General features: G+C 62.9%; 18 protein-coding genes. 1 reads left to right on the top strand and 17 read right to left on the bottom strand.

What is annotated here, in order from left to right:
• Positions 1–257: 257 nt before the first annotated feature.
• The gene (locus tag DVS29_RS27795; protein WP_118183748.1) at positions 258–1,058 is read left to right on the top strand and encodes a transporter substrate-binding domain-containing protein; all 801 of its coding nucleotides are present in this window, start codon (positions 258–260) and stop codon (positions 1,056–1,058) included.
• A 113-nt stretch (positions 1,059–1,171) separates the two neighbouring features.
• Here the strand turns inward: DVS29_RS27795 and DVS29_RS27800 are convergent, their stop codons facing one another.
• The 17 genes from DVS29_RS27800 to DVS29_RS27885 form a co-directional block, all read right to left on the bottom strand.
• A complete protein-coding gene (locus DVS29_RS27800; protein WP_338069348.1) occupies positions 1,172–1,726 on the bottom strand; it encodes a CoA-binding protein in 555 nt (184 codons plus the stop codon).
• A gap of 644 nt (positions 1,727–2,370) precedes the next feature.
• Positions 2,371–4,107 (bottom strand): AMP-binding protein, encoded by a 1,737-nt coding sequence (locus tag DVS29_RS27810; RefSeq protein WP_118183751.1) that lies wholly within the window; start codon positions 4,105–4,107, stop codon positions 2,371–2,373.
• 336 nt (positions 4,108–4,443) lie between these two features.
• The gene (locus DVS29_RS27815) at positions 4,444–4,869 is read right to left on the bottom strand and encodes a F0F1 ATP synthase subunit epsilon (RefSeq protein WP_118183752.1); all 426 of its coding nucleotides are present in this window, start codon (positions 4,867–4,869) and stop codon (positions 4,444–4,446) included.
• 64 nt (positions 4,870–4,933) lie between these two features.
• A complete protein-coding gene (atpD, locus tag DVS29_RS27820; RefSeq protein WP_118183753.1) occupies positions 4,934–6,328 on the bottom strand; it encodes a F0F1 ATP synthase subunit beta in 1,395 nt (464 codons plus the stop codon).
• Between the two features lie 119 nt (positions 6,329–6,447).
• Positions 6,448–7,332 (bottom strand): F0F1 ATP synthase subunit gamma, encoded by an 885-nt coding sequence (atpG, locus tag DVS29_RS27825; protein ID WP_118183754.1) that lies wholly within the window; start codon positions 7,330–7,332, stop codon positions 6,448–6,450.
• A 146-nt stretch (positions 7,333–7,478) separates the two neighbouring features.
• On the bottom strand, positions 7,479–9,020 hold the full coding sequence (atpA, locus tag DVS29_RS27830) for a F0F1 ATP synthase subunit alpha (RefSeq protein ID WP_118183755.1): 1,542 nt from the start codon (positions 9,018–9,020) through the stop codon (positions 7,479–7,481).
• Positions 9,021–9,068: 48 nt separating this feature from the next.
• Positions 9,069–9,608: a F0F1 ATP synthase subunit delta gene (locus DVS29_RS27835; RefSeq protein ID WP_118183756.1), complete on the bottom strand. Its 540-nt coding sequence runs from the start codon at positions 9,606–9,608 to the stop codon at positions 9,069–9,071.
• Positions 9,609–9,610: 2 nt separating this feature from the next.
• The gene (locus DVS29_RS27840) at positions 9,611–10,081 is read right to left on the bottom strand and encodes a F0F1 ATP synthase subunit B (protein ID WP_118183757.1); all 471 of its coding nucleotides are present in this window, start codon (positions 10,079–10,081) and stop codon (positions 9,611–9,613) included.
• Between the two features lie 134 nt (positions 10,082–10,215).
• Positions 10,216–10,485 carry a F0F1 ATP synthase subunit C gene (gene atpE / locus DVS29_RS27845; protein WP_007180033.1) on the bottom strand — a complete coding sequence of 90 codons (270 nt, stop codon included), beginning with the start codon at positions 10,483–10,485 and terminating at the stop codon, positions 10,216–10,218.
• An 86-nt stretch (positions 10,486–10,571) separates the two neighbouring features.
• On the bottom strand, positions 10,572–11,423 hold the full coding sequence (gene atpB / locus DVS29_RS27850; RefSeq protein WP_118183758.1) for a F0F1 ATP synthase subunit A: 852 nt from the start codon (positions 11,421–11,423) through the stop codon (positions 10,572–10,574).
• 156 nt (positions 11,424–11,579) lie between these two features.
• A complete protein-coding gene (locus DVS29_RS27855) occupies positions 11,580–12,116 on the bottom strand; it encodes an ATP synthase subunit I (RefSeq protein WP_118183759.1) in 537 nt (178 codons plus the stop codon).
• A 291-nt stretch (positions 12,117–12,407) separates the two neighbouring features.
• The gene (locus tag DVS29_RS27860; RefSeq protein WP_118183760.1) at positions 12,408–13,562 is read right to left on the bottom strand and encodes an SLC13 family permease; all 1,155 of its coding nucleotides are present in this window, start codon (positions 13,560–13,562) and stop codon (positions 12,408–12,410) included.
• A 10-nt stretch (positions 13,563–13,572) separates the two neighbouring features.
• The gene (locus DVS29_RS27865) at positions 13,573–14,463 is read right to left on the bottom strand and encodes a ParB/RepB/Spo0J family partition protein (protein WP_118183761.1); all 891 of its coding nucleotides are present in this window, start codon (positions 14,461–14,463) and stop codon (positions 13,573–13,575) included.
• A 35-nt stretch (positions 14,464–14,498) separates the two neighbouring features.
• Entirely contained in the window at positions 14,499–15,269 is a 771-nt protein-coding gene (locus DVS29_RS27870) for a ParA family protein (RefSeq protein ID WP_118183762.1), read from the bottom strand.
• 56 nt (positions 15,270–15,325) lie between these two features.
• Positions 15,326–16,033, bottom strand: coding sequence for a 16S rRNA (guanine(527)-N(7))-methyltransferase RsmG (rsmG, locus tag DVS29_RS27875; protein ID WP_118183763.1), 708 nt, complete (start codon positions 16,031–16,033; stop codon positions 15,326–15,328).
• Complete coding sequence (gene mnmG / locus DVS29_RS27880; protein WP_118183764.1) at positions 16,030–17,991, bottom strand: tRNA uridine-5-carboxymethylaminomethyl(34) synthesis enzyme MnmG; 1,962 nt, start codon at positions 17,989–17,991, stop codon at positions 16,030–16,032. Before mnmG ends, rsmG begins: the two co-directional genes overlap by 4 nt.
• Positions 17,992–18,158: 167 nt before the next feature.
• Positions 18,159–18,908, bottom strand: coding sequence for an ABC transporter ATP-binding protein (locus DVS29_RS27885; RefSeq protein WP_420816171.1), 750 nt, complete (start codon positions 18,906–18,908; stop codon positions 18,159–18,161).
• Position 18,909: the final 1 nt, after the last annotated feature.

Raw genomic sequence — 18,909 nt, forward strand, 5'->3', positions numbered from 1 at the left:
TGGATCCGTGCAGACAGAAAGCGGGAAGTGCGGGATGCAACCGGGAGCAAAGGGGCATTTTACCGGACGGGGGCCGCGGCGGCTGGGCTGATCGGCGGTATCGGGCGGTCTGGTTTGGCGCCGCGGCCGTCGCGCGCGTGCGGTACAGCGTCGCACACCCTCGCGAGCGCCAATGTTCAACGGCGATATGGACCGCTATCATCGGCGGCGGAAGGTTTCATGCAGCTTGCACCACCGCCCACGCCCTCGGAGACCCAATGAAAAGAATCGTACTGGCTGTGCTTTGCTCGTTCTCGCTCGCCGGCGCCGCGCACGCGCAAACCGACGCGCCGGCTCCCGCGCCCGCCTCCGCCGCGCAGTCGCGTCTCGACGAGATCCTGTCTCGCGGCACGCTGCGCGCCTGCACGACGGGCGATTACAAACCCTATTCGTACTATCGGCCGGACGGTCAGTTCGAAGGCATCGATATCGACCTCACGCAGTCGCTCGCGAAGTCGCTGGGGGTGAAGGTCGAGTTCGTGAAGACGACGTGGTCTCACCTGATGGACGACTTTGTCTCGAAGTGCGACGTGGGCGTGGGCGGCGTATCGACGACGCTCGACCGTCAGCGCCGCGCGTTCTTCACGCAACCGTACGCGGTGGACGGCAAGACGCCGATCGTGCGCTGCGCGGACGTCGACAAATATCAGACGGTCGCGCAGATCGATCAGCCGTCGGTGCACGTGATCTCCAACCCGGGCGGCACCAACGAACGCTTCGCGAAGGCGTTCTTCCCGCACGCGAATCTGACCATTTATCCGGACAACGTGACGATCTTCAAGCAGATCCTCGCGGGGAAGGCCGACGTGATGGTGACCGATGCTTCGGAGACCTTGCTGCAGCAGAAGCTGAATCCAGGCCTGTGCTCCGTGCATCCGGACAAGCCGTTCCAGTATGGCGAGAAAGCGTGGCTGCTGCCGCGCGGCGACGTCGTGTTCCAGCAGTACGTCGACCAGTGGCTGCATCTCGCGCAGGCGTCCGGCGAATATCAGACGATCTGGGACAAGTGGCTGAAGTGATGCACGGGGCAACCTCATCGCGTATTTCGCGCTGAGGTTGCCTGCACGTTGCCTGCGCGTCCCGCTTGGCCGCGCTTTCTGCGCGCGATGCGGGACGCATACGTGGTCGCGCGCTACATCTGCGGCAGCCGCGGCGCGGGCGCATTGATGCGCTGCGCGGTGCCGATGAGCCGGCCATGCTCGACCATCACGCAGCGATCCATCGCAACATCGAGCCCGGCGAGTTCCGCGCGCTTCGCCGATGCATCATCAATCACGCCCAGCTGCAGCCATAGCGACCTCGCTCCGATGCTGATCGCATCGTCGACGATTGCCGCGACTTCGTCGGAACGCCGGAACACGTCCACCATTTCGATGGCCACACCTTCCCCGGCAAGCGATGCGCTGGCGTCCTGCAGCGTCGCGTAGCAGCGCTCGCCAAGCACGCCCGCGGTATCGTTCGAATACGCGGGGTTGATCGGTACGATCCGGTAGCCGTGCGACTGCATATAGACCGATACCGAATGGCTCGGTCGATATGGTTGCCGCGATAACCCTACTACCGCGATCACTTTGTCTCGCTCCAATATGCGCTTTAGTTTCGCGCGCTCGTTCATTGATGACGATCCGTTATTTGAAAGGTGCGTGTCGTCGGGGCCGGTAAAGGCGCCCGCGTTCGAGGGACACATGGCCGCTCGTTCGTGCGATGTTATTCAATCCGACTAACCCGCGCGAAGTATGCCTGAGCAAGGACTCCAGAGGAATCCAATGGGGTCGAAAAAGACCTGAAAAACGCCCAGGTAAAATTGACGTTTTAAACTCGTCAGGATGGCAAAAAATCCCGCGGAGCCTTGTCTGGCGGGCGTTACAACCTGAAACACTTTGTTACCGCGAACCCCAGGCAATTCGCCCACAATGCCCTCAACGGTTTCAACACGGATGTGGCTGCGCGTGGTGTGAGCGGATACGACGCGTCGCCGGTCGGCTTTTGCCGAAGCCCTGCGAAGGGGCATCCTTGCTGGGGCCGTACCGGCGTCAATACGTATGTCCTTTGCCGGCTCCTCAATTGGTCTCCTCGCGCTAACCCCGTAGCGTGTGGTTTTTAGCGGGCTCCAGGCCCGCTTTTTTTTCTTCCGGTCAAACGTTTGCGGCGTTCTTCGACTCGTTCTTGACTCGTTGGACAGGCAGGCGTTGTCCTCCGACCCGCGCATACGCGGTGTCTCTCTCCCCTCTCCTGCCTGGTGAATGTGCGTCGCGGCTGCGGCGCATCGATGCATGCGTGCATGCGCTGCGCATGATCCGCGCAGCGCATCAGCGTCCCACCGGTGTCCGTTTATGCGGTCTTTTGGACGCCGAGATGCAATTCGGCGATCATCCGCTCGCGCATCACGAACTTCTGTACCTTGCCCGTGACCGTCATCGGCAGTTCGTCGACGAAGCGGATGTACTTCGGAATCTTGTAGTGCGCGATCTGCCCTTGGCAGAAGCCGCGGATGTCCTCGTCGGTGGCATGTTCGCCGGCGCGCAGCACGATCCACGCGCACACCTCCTCGCCGTATTTCGCATCGGGCACGCCGAACACTTGCACGCTCTGAATCTTCGGATGCCTGAACAAAAACTCTTCGATCTCGCGCGGATAGATGTTCTCGCCGCCGCGAATCAGCATATCTTTCAACCGTCCGACGATATTGCAGTAGCCATCGGCGTCGATCGTCGCGAGGTCGCCGGTGTGCATCCAGCCGTCGACGATGCTCTCGCGCGTTTTCGCATCGTCGCCCCAGTAGCCGCGCATCACCGAGTAGCCTTTGGTGCACAGCTCGCCCGTCTCGCCGACCGGCACGATATTGCCGAGCGCATCGATGACCTTCACTTCGAGATGCGGCTGAATGCGACCGACGGTGGTCGTGCGTTTGTCGAGCGGATCGGCCGTCGAGCTCTGGAACGAGACCGGGCTCGTTTCCGTCATGCCGTATGCGATCGTGATTTCGCTCAGGTGCATCTGCGACACGACGCGCTTCATCGTCTCGATCGGACACGGTGAGCCCGCCATGATCCCGGTGCGCAGCCGCGACAGGTCGTAGCGCGCGAAGTCCGGATGATCGAGTTCGGCGATGAACATCGTCGGCACGCCGTGCAGCGCGGTGCACTGCTCTTCGGACACAGCGGCGAGCGTCGCGCCCGGGTCGAAGGCTTCGCCGGGGAACACCATGTTCGCGCCCACCGACACACATGCGAGCACCGCCAGCACCATCCCGAAACAGTGATAGAGCGGCACTGGAATGCACAACGCGTCCTGCTCGCTGAGGCGCATCGCCATCGCGATGTAGCGCGCGTTGTTGACGACGTTGCGATGCGTGAGCGTCGCGCCTTTCGGATTGCCCGTCGTGCCGCTCGTGAACTGGATGTTGATCGGTTCGTGCGCATCGAGCGTCGCGCAGATCGCGTCGAGCTTCGGCACATCGAGCGACACGCGGCCGCGTTCGATCACATCGGAGAACGTGAGCATGCCGGGCGTTTCGGTATCGCACATGCGGATCACGATGCGCAGGTCGGGCAGCCGCGCGGCGCGCAGGTTGCCGGGCTCGGCGGTGGCCAGCTCGGGCGCCAGCTCCTGCAGCATCTGCAGATACATCGACGTCTTGAAATGCTCCGCCGAGATGATCGCCTTGCAGCCGACCTTGTTCAGCGCGTACTCGAGTTCGGCGAGCCGGTACGCCGGGTTGATGTTGACGAGGACCGCGCCGATGCGGGCCGTCGCGAACTGCGTGAGCAGCCATTCGACGCGATTCGGCGACCAGATGCCGACGCGATCGCCCTTCTCTACGCCGAGCGCGAGTAAGCCGGCGGCAAGCACGTCCACCTCGTTCGCGAACTCGCGCCACGTCCAGCGGATGCCCTGTTCGCGGAACACGACGGCAGGACGGTCGGGAAAACGTTCGGCGGTGTCGAGCAGAAAGCGCGCGATGCTCGCGTCGCTGAGCGGGATCTCCGTCGATCCGCGCACGTACGAGCGGCCGTCTTTCGGTTCGATCAAGGCACCTGCGAAATCACCTGCGACATCGGTGGTCATGGTGTGTCTCCGTCCGTCTCCGGATGAATGGAACCGCTCACCGTTCCTGTTTGTTCTCGCGGCCATGTGACGCCGATTCTGCCACCGGGGAAGCCCCGAAACATCGAGTCTTACCCGCAGCTTGCGACCGGCGAAGCAGCGCTTATTGTGCTTACCTTTCCGTAAACGTCAACTTCAGGAAAATACCAAGCCGTCGATTCGCGCCGCCGACACATCGGTGAAATGCCGCGCCTTGACGCGCGCCCTGTACTGACGAAACCGGCGGGCGAAAAAAAAAGCAGCCTCGAGGGCTGCTTTTTCCTGCTGCGCGTTCGGCGTTGAGCGAGTTCTCAGTGCTCAGTGCTGACCGCGAAGCTTGCGCAAGCGCTGGATTGCCGCGAGTTGCGCCGTCGCGTACGCGAGTTCCGCCTGGGCGGTTGCGTACTCGAGGTTCGAACCCGTGTTCTGCAGCGCTTCTTCGGCGCGCTTGCGAGCCTGCTCGGCTTTCGCTTCGTCGAGATCCTTGCCGCGGATTGCCGTGTCGGCCAGAACCGTCACCGCGCCCGGCTGGATTTCGAGAATGCCGCCCGCGACGAACACGAACTCTTCTTCGCCGCTTTCCGCTTCGATACGCACCGCACCCGGACGGATCCGCGTGATGAGCGGCGTGTGGCCCGGCAGAATGCCGAGCTCGCCCGCTTCGCCCGGGAGCGCGACGAATTTCGCCTGGCCCGAGAAGATCTGCTCTTCCGCGCTGACGACGTCTACCTTGATAGTTGCCATATTGTCGACTCCTAGTGTCGTTCGTGGACGCCAGCGCTCTACGCGCCAGCGCCCGCTCTCACACTTACTGGATCTTCTTGGCCTTCTCGAAGGCTTCGTCGATCGTGCCGACCATGTAGAACGCCTGTTCCGGCAGATGATCGCACTCACCTTCGACGATCATCTTGAAGCCGCGGATCGTTTCCTTCAGCGGCACGTACTTGCCCGGCGAACCCGTGAACACTTCAGCGACGTGGAACGGCTGCGACAGGAAACGCTGGATCTTGCGAGCGCGCGCGACCGACAGCTTGTCTTCCGGCGACAGTTCGTCCATGCCCAGAATCGCGATGATGTCGCGCAGTTCCTTGTAGCGCTGCAGCGTCTGCTGCACGCCGCGCGTGATCGTGTAGTGCTCTTCGCCGATCACGTTCGGATCGATCTGGCGCGACGTCGAGTCGAGCGGGTCCACGGCCGGGTAGATACCCAGCGACGCGATGTCACGCGACAGCACGACGGTTGCGTCCAGGTGGCCGAAGGTCGTAGCCGGCGACGGGTCGGTCAAGTCGTCCGCAGGGACGTACACGGCCTGCACCGACGTGATCGAGCCGGTCTTCGTCGACGTGATGCGCTCCTGCAGCTTGCCCATTTCTTCAGCCAGCGTCGGCTGATAGCCCACTGCCGACGGCATACGGCCGAGCAGTGCCGACACTTCGGTACCGGCCAGCGTGAAACGGTAGATGTTGTCGACGAAGAACAGCACGTCCAGACCTTCGTCACGGAAGTGCTCGGCCATCGTCAGACCGGTCAGCGCGACGCGCAGACGGTTTCCCGGCGGCTCGTTCATCTGGCCGTACACCAGCGCGACCTTGTCCAGAACGTTCGAGTCCTTCATTTCGTGATAGAAGTCGTTCCCTTCGCGGGTACGCTCACCCACACCGGCGAACACGGAGTAACCGCCGTGTTCCTTCGCGATGTTGTTGATGAGTTCCATCATGTTCACGGTCTTGCCCACGCCAGCACCGCCGAACAGACCCACCTTGCCGCCCTTCGCGAACGGGCAGATCAGGTCGATAACCTTGATGCCGGTTTCGAGCAGTTCCGTCGACGGCGACAGCTCGTCGAACTTCGGCGCCTTCTGGTGGATCGAGCGCTTCGTTTCGCTCGTGATCGGGCCGGCTTCGTCGATCGGACGACCCAGCACGTCCATGATGCGGCCGAGCGTCGGCTTGCCGACCGGCACGCTGATCGGCTGCGCCGTGTTCTTCACGATCACGCCGCGGCGCAGACCATCCGATGCGCCCAGACAGATCGTGCGGACCACGCCGTCGCCCAGCTGCTGCTGGACTTCGAGCGTCAGTTCCGAGCCTTCGAGAATGAGGGCGTCGTACACCTTCGGCATGTGTTCACGCGGGAATTCCACGTCGATCACCGCGCCGATGCACTGTACGATCTTGCCTTCGACCAAAGCAGTTGTACTCATCGCTTTTCCTTTAGATACCTGATTCTTCACTCGCGCAAGGGCGCAGTTTCGAGGCGCTCGACCACGCGGTCAGCTTGCGATTTGCGCCGGGCAGGTTGGTGCCGCCGCCCGGCCGATCGTCAAACCGCAGCGGCGCCGCCGACGATTTCCGACAGTTCCTTCGTGATCGCGGCCTGCCGGCTCTTGTTGTACACGAGCTGCAGTTCGTTGATCACCGTCTTCGCGTTGTCCGACGCGGCCTTCATCGCGACCATCCGGGCCGACTGTTCCGACGCCATGTTTTCCGCGACGGCCTGATAGACCAGCGCTTCGACATAACGCACGAGCAGTTCGTCGACGACGGTCTGCGCATCCGGCTCGTAGATGTAGTCCCACGCGCTGTTCGGCGTCGTCCGGTCCTCGTCCTTCGCCTCGAAGTCTTCCGCCGACAACGGCAGCAGCTGCTCGATCACCGCTTCCTGCTTCATCGTGTTGACGAAGCGCGTGTACGCGAGATACACCGCGGAGATCTTGCCTTCCGAGTACTGGTCGAGCTGAACCTTCACCGCACCGATCAGCTTTTCGAGGTGCGGCGTGTCGCCCAGATGCGTGACCTGCGACACCACCTTCGCGTGCAGACGGTTCAGAAAACCAAGACCCTTGCCGCCGATGGCCGTGGCTTCGATCGTCTTGCCCTGGCCTTCGAGCTCCTTGAACTTCTGGAGCGACGCGCGCATCACGTTCGTGTTCATGCCGCCGCACAGGCCCTTGTCCGTCGTGACGAGGATCAGGCCGGCCGTCTTCGCGCCTTCGTTCTCCGCCATGAACGGATGGCGATACTCGGGGTTGGCACGGCTCATGTGCGCAGCGATGTCGCGGACCTTGTCGGCATACGGACGGGCAGCGCGCATGCGCTCCTGGGCGCGGCGCATCTTCGATGCCGCGACCATTTCCATCGCTTTCGTGATCTTGCGCGTGTTTTGCACGCTCTTGATCTTGCCGCGAATTTCCTTCATTCCAGCCATTGCTTGCTCCTTGTAGGCCTCAGTTAGCGCTTTGGCGCTTACTCAGGCCCCCTGCACAGCGGATCGAAGCAGCGCGCGCGTACCGGGTGAATCAATCGATACGGCGGCCGCGCTGCTTCAAGCTCCGGTTGTGACTTCGCGGATGATCAATAGGCGCCCGACTTCTTGAAGTCCTTGAGAGCGGCATGCAGCGCGCCTTCGTCGTCCTTCGACAAGTCCTTGGTGTCTTCGATGCGCTTCACGAGGTCAGCGTGGCTCGACTTCAGGTATTCGCGCAGGCCCTTTTCGAACGCCAGCACCTGCGACACTTCCAGATCGTCGAGGTAGCCGTTGTTCGCCGCGAACAGCGACACGGACAGTTCCCACACCTGCAGCGGCTGGTATTGCGGCTGCTTCAGCAGTTCCGTCACGCGGCGGCCGCGCTCGAGCTGCTTGCGGGTCGCTTCGTCGAGGTCCGACGCGAACTGCGCGAACGCTGCGAGCTCACGATACTGCGCGAGGTCGGTACGGATACCGCCCGACAGCTTCTTCACAACCTTCGTCTGAGCCGCACCACCAACGCGCGACACCGACACACCAGCGTTGATTGCCGGGCGGATACCTGCGTTGAAGAGGTCGGTTTCCAGGAAGATCTGGCCGTCGGTAATCGAGATCACGTTCGTCGGAACGAAGGCCGTGACGTCGCCTGCCTGCGTTTCGATGACCGGCAGTGCCGTCAGCGAACCGCTCTTGCCCTTCACCTCACCGTTCGTGAATTTCTCGACGTACTCTTCCGACACGCGGGCAGCACGCTCGAGCAGACGCGAGTGCAGATAGAACACGTCGCCCGGGTACGCTTCACGGCCCGGCGGGCGGCGCAGCAGCAGCGAGATCTGGCGATACGCCCATGCCTGCTTCGTCAGGTCGTCATAGACGATCAGCGCATCCTGGCCGCGGTCGCGGAAGTATTCGCCCATCGTGCAGCCGGCGTACGGCGCGAGGTACTGCATCGCGGCCGATTCCGACGCCGATGCCGCCACGACGATCGTGTAGGCCATCGCGCCGGTTTCTTCGAGCTTGCGGACCACGTTCATGATCGACGAAGCCTTCTGGCCGATCGCGACGTAGATACAGATCAGGTCCTTGCCCTTCTGGTTGATGATCGCGTCGACGGCCACCGCGGTCTTGCCGCACTGACGGTCGCCGATGATCAGCTCGCGCTGGCCACGGCCGATCGGCACCATCGAGTCGATCGACTTCAGACCCGTCTGCACCGGCTGCGACACCGACTTACGCCAGATCACGCCCGGAGCGATCTTTTCGATCGCGTCGGTCATCTTCGCGTTGATCGGGCCTTTGCCGTCGATCGGGTTGCCGAGTGCATCGACCACGCGGCCGACCAGTTCCGGACCCACCGGCACTTCGAGAATGCGGCCCGTCGTCTTGACGATGTCACCTTCCGAAATGTGTTCGTACTCACCTAGAATCACCGCGCCGACCGAGTCGCGCTCGAGGTTCAGCGCGAGGCCGAAGGTGTTGCCCGGGAATTCGAGCATTTCGCCTTGCATCACGTCCGACAGGCCGTGGATACGCACGATACCGTCGGTCACGGAAATCACAGTGCCCTGGTTGCGAACGTCTGCGCTCGCTTCAAGGCCCTGGATCCGGCTCTTGATCAGCTCGCTGATCTCAGAGGGATTGAGTTGCATTATTCGCTCCTGATAGTCAATTCTGTTGCGTGCCAGCCGCTATGCGTGTCAGGCGGTGAGCGCCGTCTGCATGCTGGCGAGCCGCGCGCGGACCGAGGTATCGAGCACTTCGTCGCCCACCGTGACGCGCACGCCGCCGATCAGCGACGAGTCGACTTCGACGGTCGGCTTCAGCTTGCGCTTGAAGCGGCGTTCGAGGCTCGCGATGAGGTCGTTCAACTGCTGGCCTTCGAGCGGGAATGCGCTGACTACCAGCGCATCGGCCGCGCCTTCGCGGGCGTTCTTCAGCTCTTCGAATTGCGTGGCGATTTCCGGCAGAAGCGGCAGACGATGATTGTCGACCAGCATCTGGACCAGGTTCTTCGCCTGCGCATCGTCCTTGAGCGGCGACTTGACCGCGGCGAGCAGCAGATCGCTGATCTGCGCGCGGCTCACTTTCGGGCTCGTGGCGATCGACAGCACTTCGGGCAGACGCGCAACCTCGGCCAGTTCCTGCACGAACGTGGACCAGGCGGCGATGTCACCAGCTTCGGCTACGCCAAACAGCGCTTCTGCGTACGGACGGGCGATGGTTGCAAGTTCGGCCATGATCAGAGCTCGGCTTTGAGTTGATTCAGCAGATCGGCATGCACCGACTGGTCGACTTCGCGCTTCAGGATCTGTTCGGCGCCCTTCACAGCGAGAGCAGCGACTTCGTTACGCAGCGCTTCGCGCGCCTTCACGACCTGCTGATCCGCATCCGCCTTCGCCTGCGCGACGATGCGCGCTGCTTCGGCCTGCGCCTGCGCCTTGATTTCGTCGGCGACCAGCACGGCACGCTTCTCGGCGTCGGCAATACGCGCCTGACCGTCGTTGCGAGCCTGCGTCAGTTCCTGATCGACCCGCTTGTGAGCGGCTTCGAGTTCCGCCTTGCCCTTTTCGGCTGCGGACAGACCTTCCGCGATCTTCTTCGAGCGCTCGTCGAGGGCGTTGACCAACGGCGGCCACACGAACTTCATCGTGAACCACGCGAGGATCAGGAACACGACCATTTGCGCAAACAGGGTTGCGTTGAGATTCACGGTGTTTCCTTAAACGTTGCTTTATCGGAACCTGAAACGGCAAGGCGCTCATCGACGTACGTCCGATCAGCGCCTGGCACCCGTTCCACCCTGCACCTATCTGTTATAGATCAGGTGCAAACTTCCGAGGAACCTCAGCCTGCGAGCTTCGACAGCAGCGGGTTCGCGAACGCAAACAGCATTGCCACACCGACGCCGATCAGGAACGCCGCGTCGATCAGACCAGCCAGCAGGAACATCTTGGTTTGCAGCGGGTTCATCAGTTCCGGCTGGCGCGCGCACGCTTCGATGTACTTGCCACCCATCAGGCCGATACCGATACAGGCGCCGATAGCACCCAGGCCGATGATGATGCCGATACCGATGGCGGTCAGACCCTGGATGTTGGCGATGAAAGCTTGCATGATCACTCCTTTGTGAAAAGACTTTGGAACTGGGATTTATAAAAATGTAAAACCGGATACTTCAAAGCGTTGCGTGACCCGCGCGGTTAGTGCGAGTCGTGTGCCTGGCCGATGTACACCAGCGTCAGCATCATGAAAATGAACGCCTGCAGCAGGACGATCAGGATGTGGAAGATCGCCCAGACCGTACCAGCGATGATGTGGCCGATGAAGCCCAGCACCGTCGTGTCCGCGCCGAAGGTCCACAGACTGCCCAGCAGGGCGATCAGCAGGAACAGCAGCTCACCCGCGTACATGTTGCCGAACAGCCGCAGTGCGAGCGAAACCGTCTTCGCGACGAACTCGATGATGTTGAGTGCGAGATTAGGGATCCACAGCAGCGGGTGCGAGCCGAACGGAGCCGACAGCAGCTCGTGCACGAAGCCGCCGGGGCCCTTGATCTTGAGGTTGTAGTAGATCATCAGCACGAACACGCCGAGCGCGATGCCGAACGTGCCGTTCAGATCCGCCGTCGGGACGATGCGATGGTGCGAGATGATGCCCGACAGACCGAGCCAGCCGATCACGCGGCCCGGCAGGTCGACGGGGATGAAGTCGAGCGAGTTCATCAGCGCAACCCACACGAACACGAACAGCGCGAGCGGCGCGATGAACGTACGGTTGCCGTGGATGATGGACTTCGACTGGTCTTCGACCATTTCGACGAGCATCTCGATCGCGCACTGGAAGCGGCCGGGAACGCCCGGCGTTGCCTTGCGGGCTGCGAGTCGCAGAATCAGGAGCGTGACCAGGCCGCACAGGATCGACCAGAACAGCGTGTCCAGATTCCAGACGTGAAAGTCGATGATCGACGTCTGGTGCGCGGTGGAGAAGTTCTGCAAGTGGTGCGCAATGTACTCTGAGGGATCCAGAGGGCGCGTTCCTTCGCTAGCTGCCATATCGTTAATGCCACCCAAATTGTCGAAAATCGTATCGGGCCGTTCCCGGCTTCGCGGGACCGTGCCTGCGCGGTTCCGCTCGGAACCACGCGCCTTTGTTCTTGCCGGCGCCGCCGCGCCGGATATCTCCTAACGTCTCCTACCGCCTTCTACCGTTCACCGCCAGGCCAGTGCAATCCAGTACGTCTTCAGTGCGACGAGGTATGTCACGAGCAGCGGAACCCAGCACACATCGTGATACCAGAATGCGATGGCAATAAACATCGCAATCGTGGCGCCCATCTTGAACGCCTCACCGATCATCCAGCTCATCACGGTTTCGGCGCCCGTCAACTTCCTCAGACGTGCCGCGAACAACGCACCGGGCACCCAGCAGATCGCTCCTCCTAACAACGCCGACAGCGCAGCAGCGCCCGGCGGCTTGTAAAACAGCCACCACAACAGCGAAGCAACCAGGGACAAAACCATTTGCGCGACCACCACCCGAAAAGGTGTGACGCGCGATGGACGACTCACGTTTGGACCGAAGAGCTTTTCGGCTTCAGCCCGCGTGAGCGGAACGATATTGTTATCCTGCAGCCCGGCATCCCAGTCGTCATGCGCGACGTCGTCGCGCTGACCGGCAAAAGCCTCGGAATCAGTGCGTGCTGCGCGGTGATTGTCTTGCCGATTGTCCGGCGTCTGACTCGCCATCGCGTGTTCCGCAAAGTCCTGTTCCAGCCCGCGAGCTTACGCACCGCTTACGGGTTTGCCTAGCTAATAAATCCGGGCGATTGTAAGCGATAGTTGCAGGCGATTCAAGACTTTACGGGTGTCGATCGCCTGGGTGAAACGGCGCTTTATATGCTGGAAAAAGCGTGCTAGTGCACGCTATTCGGGCAATTGTAAGAGGGTCGCGGCACTCGCAGGGTGCACGGCGAAATGCACGCTTATGCGGACGGGTTCAGAGCGTTCCGGACGCCTGCCGAGCCCGCCTGGCCCGTCTCAAAAATGCAACAGCAGCCAGCCGCCAACCGCGCCCGCAACGAGCCAGAACGGGATCGAAAAGAGGTGGAATGGCAGCCACATGCCCCGCTCTTTCGCGAGGCGCACGGCGATCAGATTCGCGAGCGAGCCGATCGCAATGCCGAAGCCACCGACGCTCACGCCAAACGCCAACGCGCGCCAGTCGTGCGAGAACTGCGCGAGCATGATCGCGGCGGGCACGTTGCTGATCGCCTGCGACAGGATCGCGCCCGCTGCGTACGCGGACAACGGCGTGGAGAGGCCGATGTGCCCGATCGTGTCGTGCACCCACGGCAGCGCGGCCACACTGCGCAGCACGATGAACATGAACACGAAGATCAGCAGCAGCAGCCAGTCGATCTTCATCACGACCCGGCGTCGCCAGATCAGAAAACCGGCGATGAGCGCCGCGAGCCCGATGCCTGGCCGGTGCGCATCCGCGAGCGTCACGAACGATGCGAACAGCAGGACCGTTACGCCAAACATCGGCCATTCGACGGCATGCGGCTCCGTATCGCCCGACAGGTCAAGCGGATCGCCGCGAAAGCTCACCTGGCACAGCGCGAACAGCATGACCATCAGCGCGGCGCACAGCGGCGCCAGCGCAACGACGAAAGCGCCGAACGATACGCCGCTCGTCGCCCACAGAAACAGATTCTGAGGATTCCCGAGCGGCGTGAGGATCGAGCCAGCATTCACCGCGATCGCGACGAAGATGACGAGCCGCTTGAGCGGCAACGGCGTCAGCTGGTGCAGCGACAGCATCAAGGGCACGACGACGAACAGCGCGACGTCGTTGGTCAACAGCGTCGACAGTGCGGCCGCGAGCGCGACCAGCAGATAGGCAAGCGCACGCACAGAATGAATCCGGTGCACGACGCGATGCGCCATCCACATCAGGAATCCTGACGATTCGACGGCTTTCGTCAAGATCAGGAGTCCTGCGAGTGTCATCACCGTTTGCCAGTCGACGAGCGACGGCAGCGAACGCCAGGGCTTCGGATGAAAGATCTGCAGCGCGATCAGCGCCACGACGAGAACGGACAGCACCGGCTCCTTCGCCGCCAGCGCTGCGATAGAACGAATGGCGCGCGGCGCGCCGCTACCGGACGATGGCCGGGTGCTGGACGTCATGCGGCCGCGCTCAGACCGTCGTGGCGTTGCCGCGCAGCCGCGCCAGGATGCCTTCGAGTGCATCGAGGTCGCCGAAGTCGACCACGAGTTGCCCACGTCCACGCCGGCCAAGCTTGATCTTGACCGTCGAGGCCAGCAGGTCTGACAACTCTTCCTCGAGACGGCGCGTGTCGCGGCCGCCGTCCTGGTTCGCACGTGCCTTGGTCGCCGGCGTGGCCTTCGTCGTGGCGTTGACGAGCTTCTCGGTCTCGCGCACCGACATCCGCTTGTTGACCACCTGGTTCGCGAGCGTGATCTGCGTCGCGGCGTCGACCGCCAGCAGCGCACGCGCATGGCCCATGTCGAGGTCGCCGGCCAGCAGCATCGTCTGCACCGGCGCGGCGAGATTCAGCAGGCGCAGCAGGTTCGACACCGCGCTACGCGAGCGTCCAACCGACTCCGCCGCCTGCTCGTGCGTGAAGTTGAATTCGTCGAGCAGGCGCTGGATGCCCTGCGCCTCTTCCAACGGATTCAGGTCCTCGCGCTGGATGTTCTCGATCAGCGCCATCGCCGCCGCGGCCTGGTCCGGGACGTCCTTCACCAGCACCGGCACTTCGTCGAGACCCGCCATGCGCGCCGCGCGGAAGCGCCGTTCGCCGGCGATGATCTCGTAGCGATCCTCGCCGATCGGGCGCACGAGGATCGGCTGCATCACGCCCTGCGCGCGGATGCTCGCGGCCAGTTCCTGCAGCCCGCCCTCGTCCATCCGCGTGCGCGGCTGGTACTTGCCGGCCTGCATCCTGTCGAGCGGAAGCACGTTGGGCGCGCCGGCAATCTTCACCGCTTCGGCGATGTCCGGGCTGCCGCCCAGCAATGCCTCGAGACCACGGCCCAAACCCTTCTTTCTAGCGACTGCGTTCATCGTGCTTCCTCAGACAACCTGGTTAAGAGCACGCGTCACAGCGCGCGCACCCGCTCAATCATTTCCGCGCCGAACTGCACGTACGCCTGCGCGCCGCGCGACGCACGATCGAATACCACGCCCGGCAAGCCGTAGCTCGGCGCCTCGGCGAGCCGCACATTGCGTGGAATCACGACGTCGAACACCTTGTCGCCAAAGTGCTCCTTGAGCTGATCGGACACCTGCTGCTGCAGCGTGATCCGCGGATCGAACATCACGCGCAGCAGACCGATCACCTTCAGCTCGCGGTTCAGGTTCGCGTGAACCTGCTTGATCGTGTTGACGAGGTCCGACAGGCCTTCGAGCGCGAAGTACTCGCATTGCATCGGGATCACGACGCCATGCGCCGCGCACAGCCCGTTCAGCGTCAGCAGCGACAGCGCCGGCGGACAATCGATCAGCACGAAATCGTAGTCGTCGCTGACGTGCGCGAGCGCCGCCTTCAGCTGCTTCTCGCGATTCTGCACACTGACCAGCTCGACTTCCGCGCCCGCCAGCTCGCGATTCGCCGGCAATACGTCATACAAAACGGCCTCGGGCTTGACGCGCGCGTCCGCCACCGACACCCCATCGACCAGCACTTCGTAGATGGTGTTTTCGACGGCTGCCTTGTCGATGCCGCTGCCCATCGTCGCGTTGCCCTGTGGATCGAGATCGATGAGCAGTACCCGCTGTCCCTGCGATGCGAGGCTCGCCGCGAGATTCACCGCGGTGGTCGTCTTGCCGACGCCCCCCTTCTGGTTCGCAACGCAGAAGATTTTTGCCATCGTTGGTGTGTCCCTTTGTGCTGCTGGATGGTGTTGTTCGGTTCGGAAGTGGCGACTCAAATCGCTGGCTTCGCGTCGTTGACTGCCACTTCGACGAGATGGCGCTCCGCGTCGAGCATCGGCACCTCCAGACGAATCACGCGCACGGCTTTCGCGCCAGCCGGGAGCCGCTCGATTTCGCCGTCCGGGCGCACGCCCTTCATCGCCCAGATCGCGCCGCCGTCTGCCACGAGGTGACGCGCCAGTGTAACGAAATCGGCCATCTCCGCGAAAGCGCGGGAAACGATAACGTCGAATTTCTCCGGCACTTCGACGCCCGGCTGCAGCGTCTCGACACGCCCCGTCACCACGTGCAGATTCGTCAGCCCAAGCTCAGCCTTCACCTGCGACTGAAACGCGGTCTTCTTGTGGACGATGTCGTTCGTCGTCACCGACCAGTCAGGCAGCGCGATCGCCATCACGATGCCCGGCAGCCCGCCGCCCGAGCCGACGTCGAGCGCGGACGATGCGCCTCGGCCGGCGAGATGTGGCACGATGGCCAGTGAATCGAGGATGTGCTGGATCAGCATCTGGCGAGGATCGCGGATCGCGGTCAGGTTGTAGACCGCGTTCCACTTGGCCAGCAGCGCGACATAGTCGAGTAGTTTGCCCTGTTGCGCGTCGTCGAGCGCGACGCCCAGTGCCCGCACGCCATCCGCGAGCGATGAGGCGAGCGTCGCCCGCGTGTCGGCGTCTACGGACGAGCTCCGTTGGCGCCCCGTCATTGCGCCGCCGACGCGGAGCCGCTGCCGGCATCACCCGCCGGCGGAACGGCGCGCCGGCCAAGGCCGCGCTTCAGGTGAACCATCAGCAGCGAGATCGCCGCGGGTGTGATACCCGAAATACGCGATGCCTGACCGATCGTCTCCGGGCGGAACTGCGTCAGCTTCTGACGCGCCTCGAACGACAGGCCGCGCACTTCCGCGTAGTCCAGCCCCTCAGGAATCCGCGTGTTTTCGTGCGCTTCGTTGCGCTCGATTTCATCCGCCTGGCGATCGATATAGCCCTGATACTTGATGCCGATCTCGACCTGTTCCTTGATCTGGGCGAGTAGCACTTCATCATCAGCGAGCGATTCCGAAGGACGGCAAGCGCCCTCTCGCAGACCACAGACGCCGTCGTACGACACGCCTGGACGACGCAGCAGATCCGCGAGGTTGTACTCGCGGTCGATCGACTTGCCGAGCAACCCGGTCGCCTCTTCAGCAGACAGCGTCTTCGGGTTCACCCACGTCGTGCGGAGGCGCTCTGTTTCACGTGAAACGGCGTCGCGCTTGTGGCTGAATTCCTTCCAGCGGAAGTCATCCACGACGCCCAGCTCCCGGCCGATCTCGGTCAGGCGCATATCGGCGTTGTCTTCGCGCAGACTCAGCCGGTATTCCGCGCGGCTCGTGAACATCCGGTACGGCTCGGACACGCCACGCGTCACCAGATCGTCGACCAGTACGCCCAGGTAAGCCTGATCGCGGCGCGGGCACCACGCGTCCTTGTCCTGCACGTGCAGGCCGGCGTTGATACCGGCCAGCAGGCCCTGCGCCGCGGCTTCTTCGTAGCCCGTCGTACCGTTGATCTGGCCCGCGAAGAACAGCCCGCTGATCACCTTCGTTTCCAGCGACGCCTTCAGCCCGCGCGGATCGAAGTAGTCGTACTCGATCGCGTAACCAGGCCGCAGGATATGCGCATGCTCGAGCCCGCGCATCGACCGCACGAGGTCTAACTGGACATCGAATGGCAGGCTCGTCGAGATTCCGTTCGGATAGAACTCGTTCGTCGTCAGGCCTTCCGGCTCCAGGAAAATCTGGTGCGATTCCTTCGACGCGAACCGATGGATCTTGTCCTCGATCGACGGGCAATAGCGCGGCCCGACGCCCTCGATCACGCCGGTGTACATCGGCGACCGATCCAGGCCGCTGCGGATGATGTCGTGCGTCTGCGTGTTGGTGTGCGTGACCCAGCAAGGCATTTGTCGCGGATGCTGTTCCACGCGCCCGAGGAACGAGAACACTGGAATCGGATCGAGATCGCCCGGCTGCTCCTCGAGCTTCGAAAAGTCGATCGTGCGACCGTCGATGCGCGGCGGCGTGCCGGTTTTCAGGCGCCCTTGCGGCAGCTTCAGTTCCTTCAGACGCGACGACAGCGACACCGCAGCCGGATCGCCCGCGCGACCGCCGGTGTAGTTGTTCAGCCCGACGTGAATCTTGCCATCGAGGAACGTCCCCGCCGTCAGCACAACGGCGCGCGCGCGGAAGCGGATGCCGACCTGCGCCACCGCGCCAACCACGCGATCGCCCTCCACCATCAGATCGTCGACCGCCTGCTGGAACAGCCACAGGTTCGGCTGATTCTCCAGACGGCTGCGGATCGCCTGCTTATACAGCAGACGATCCGCCTGCGCGCGCGTCGCGCGCACGGCCGGACCTTTCGACGAATTCAGGATGCGGAACTGGATACCGGCCTCATCGGTGGCAGCAGCCATCGCGCCGCCCAATGCGTCGACCTCCTTGACCAGGTGCCCTTTGCCGATGCCGCCAATCGACGGGTTGCAGCTCATCTGCCCCAACGTCTCGATGTTGTGGGTAAGCAAAAGCGTCTTCACGCCCATACGGGCGGAAGCGAGGGCGGCTTCGGTGCCGGCGTGTCCGCCGCCAACGACGATGACGTCGAATTCAGTTGGGAAAAGCATTGCGGATCCCGCGCAACTATCGCGCGGACCTTTTTGAAGTAGTGGATTGCCGAAATTATAGCGGGTTCGCTTTCGGCCCGATTTACGTCCGAATGGCCAACAACAAAAAAGCGGCGTGTTTCACGTGAAACACGCCGCTCTGCCCTGCCTTTACACGAGGACTCGCCTCAGGCGACTTTCTTGGTCAGCCCCAGGTACGTTTCGATCACACGAGGATTCTGCGCCAATTCATTCGCTGCACCTTCCAGCGCCAGCTCGCCCGTTTCCAGCACGTAGCCGTAGTCCGAGATCTGCAGCGCCGCCCGCGCATTCTGTTCGATCAGCAGCGTCGCCACACCCGTCTGCCGCAGCGCGCTGATGATGTGGAAGATCTCTTTCACGATCAGCGGCGCCAATCCGAGGCTCGGCTCGTCCAGCATCAACAGATCGGGCTTGCCCATCAACGCGCGCCCCACCGCCAGCATCTGGCGCTCGCCACCCGACAGCGTTCCCGCCGCCTGCTTGCGCCGCTCCTTGAGCCGTGGGAACAGCTCGAACACCGGGTCCAGCTGATCGAGGAAGTTGCGCTCGCCTGCCCGCTTCCGGCGGTAAGCGCCCAGCACCAGGTTGTCCTCTACCGTCATCGTCGCGAACAGCTCCCGCTTCTCGGGCACGAGACACATTCCCCGCGCAACCCGCTTTTCCACCGCGATGCCGCTCACGTCTTCGCCGCGATACAGGACCGTGCCTGCCGCATGCCCCGTCACCGGAAGCGAGCCCATCACGGCATTGAGCAGCGTCGACTTGCCGGCACCATTCGGGCCGATCACCGACACGATCTGCCCGGGCGCCACCTTGATCGCCGCCCCGTGCAGTGCTTCGACCTTCCCGTAACGCACCGAGAGCCCGCGCACTTCGAGAATCGGCACGCCGTCCACG

Origin of the sequence: Paraburkholderia phosphatilytica (assembly GCF_003443895.1) — a bacterium.
GTDB lineage: Bacteria > Pseudomonadota > Gammaproteobacteria > Burkholderiales > Burkholderiaceae > Paraburkholderia > Paraburkholderia phosphatilytica.

Coding starts and splice junctions, on each gene's coding strand:
- rsmG (WP_118183763.1), bottom strand. CDS start 16,033: ATGACGGGGCGCCAACGGAGCTCGTCCGTAGACGCCGACACGCGGGCG.
- atpE (WP_007180033.1), bottom strand. CDS start 10,485: ATGCAAGCTTTCATCGCCAACATCCAGGGTCTGACCGCCATCGGTATC.
- atpD (WP_118183753.1), bottom strand. CDS start 6,328: ATGAGTACAACTGCTTTGGTCGAAGGCAAGATCGTACAGTGCATCGGC.
- DVS29_RS27855 (WP_118183759.1), bottom strand. CDS start 12,116: ATGGCGAGTCAGACGCCGGACAATCGGCAAGACAATCACCGCGCAGCA.
- mnmG (WP_118183764.1), bottom strand. CDS start 17,991: ATGCTTTTCCCAACTGAATTCGACGTCATCGTCGTTGGCGGCGGACAC.
- DVS29_RS27810 (WP_118183751.1), bottom strand. CDS start 4,107: ATGACCACCGATGTCGCAGGTGATTTCGCAGGTGCCTTGATCGAACCG.
- DVS29_RS27860 (WP_118183760.1), bottom strand. CDS start 13,562: ATGACGTCCAGCACCCGGCCATCGTCCGGTAGCGGCGCGCCGCGCGCC.
- DVS29_RS27815 (WP_118183752.1), bottom strand. CDS start 4,869: ATGGCAACTATCAAGGTAGACGTCGTCAGCGCGGAAGAGCAGATCTTC.
- DVS29_RS27800 (WP_338069348.1), bottom strand. CDS start 1,726: ATGTGTCCCTCGAACGCGGGCGCCTTTACCGGCCCCGACGACACGCAC.
- DVS29_RS27870 (WP_118183762.1), bottom strand. CDS start 15,269: ATGGCAAAAATCTTCTGCGTTGCGAACCAGAAGGGGGGCGTCGGCAAG.
- atpB (WP_118183758.1), bottom strand. CDS start 11,423: ATGGCAGCTAGCGAAGGAACGCGCCCTCTGGATCCCTCAGAGTACATT.
- DVS29_RS27835 (WP_118183756.1), bottom strand. CDS start 9,608: ATGGCCGAACTTGCAACCATCGCCCGTCCGTACGCAGAAGCGCTGTTT.
- atpA (WP_118183755.1), bottom strand. CDS start 9,020: ATGCAACTCAATCCCTCTGAGATCAGCGAGCTGATCAAGAGCCGGATC.
- DVS29_RS27795 (WP_118183748.1), top strand. CDS start 258: ATGAAAAGAATCGTACTGGCTGTGCTTTGCTCGTTCTCGCTCGCCGGC.
- atpG (WP_118183754.1), bottom strand. CDS start 7,332: ATGGCTGGAATGAAGGAAATTCGCGGCAAGATCAAGAGCGTGCAAAAC.
- DVS29_RS27865 (WP_118183761.1), bottom strand. CDS start 14,463: ATGAACGCAGTCGCTAGAAAGAAGGGTTTGGGCCGTGGTCTCGAGGCA.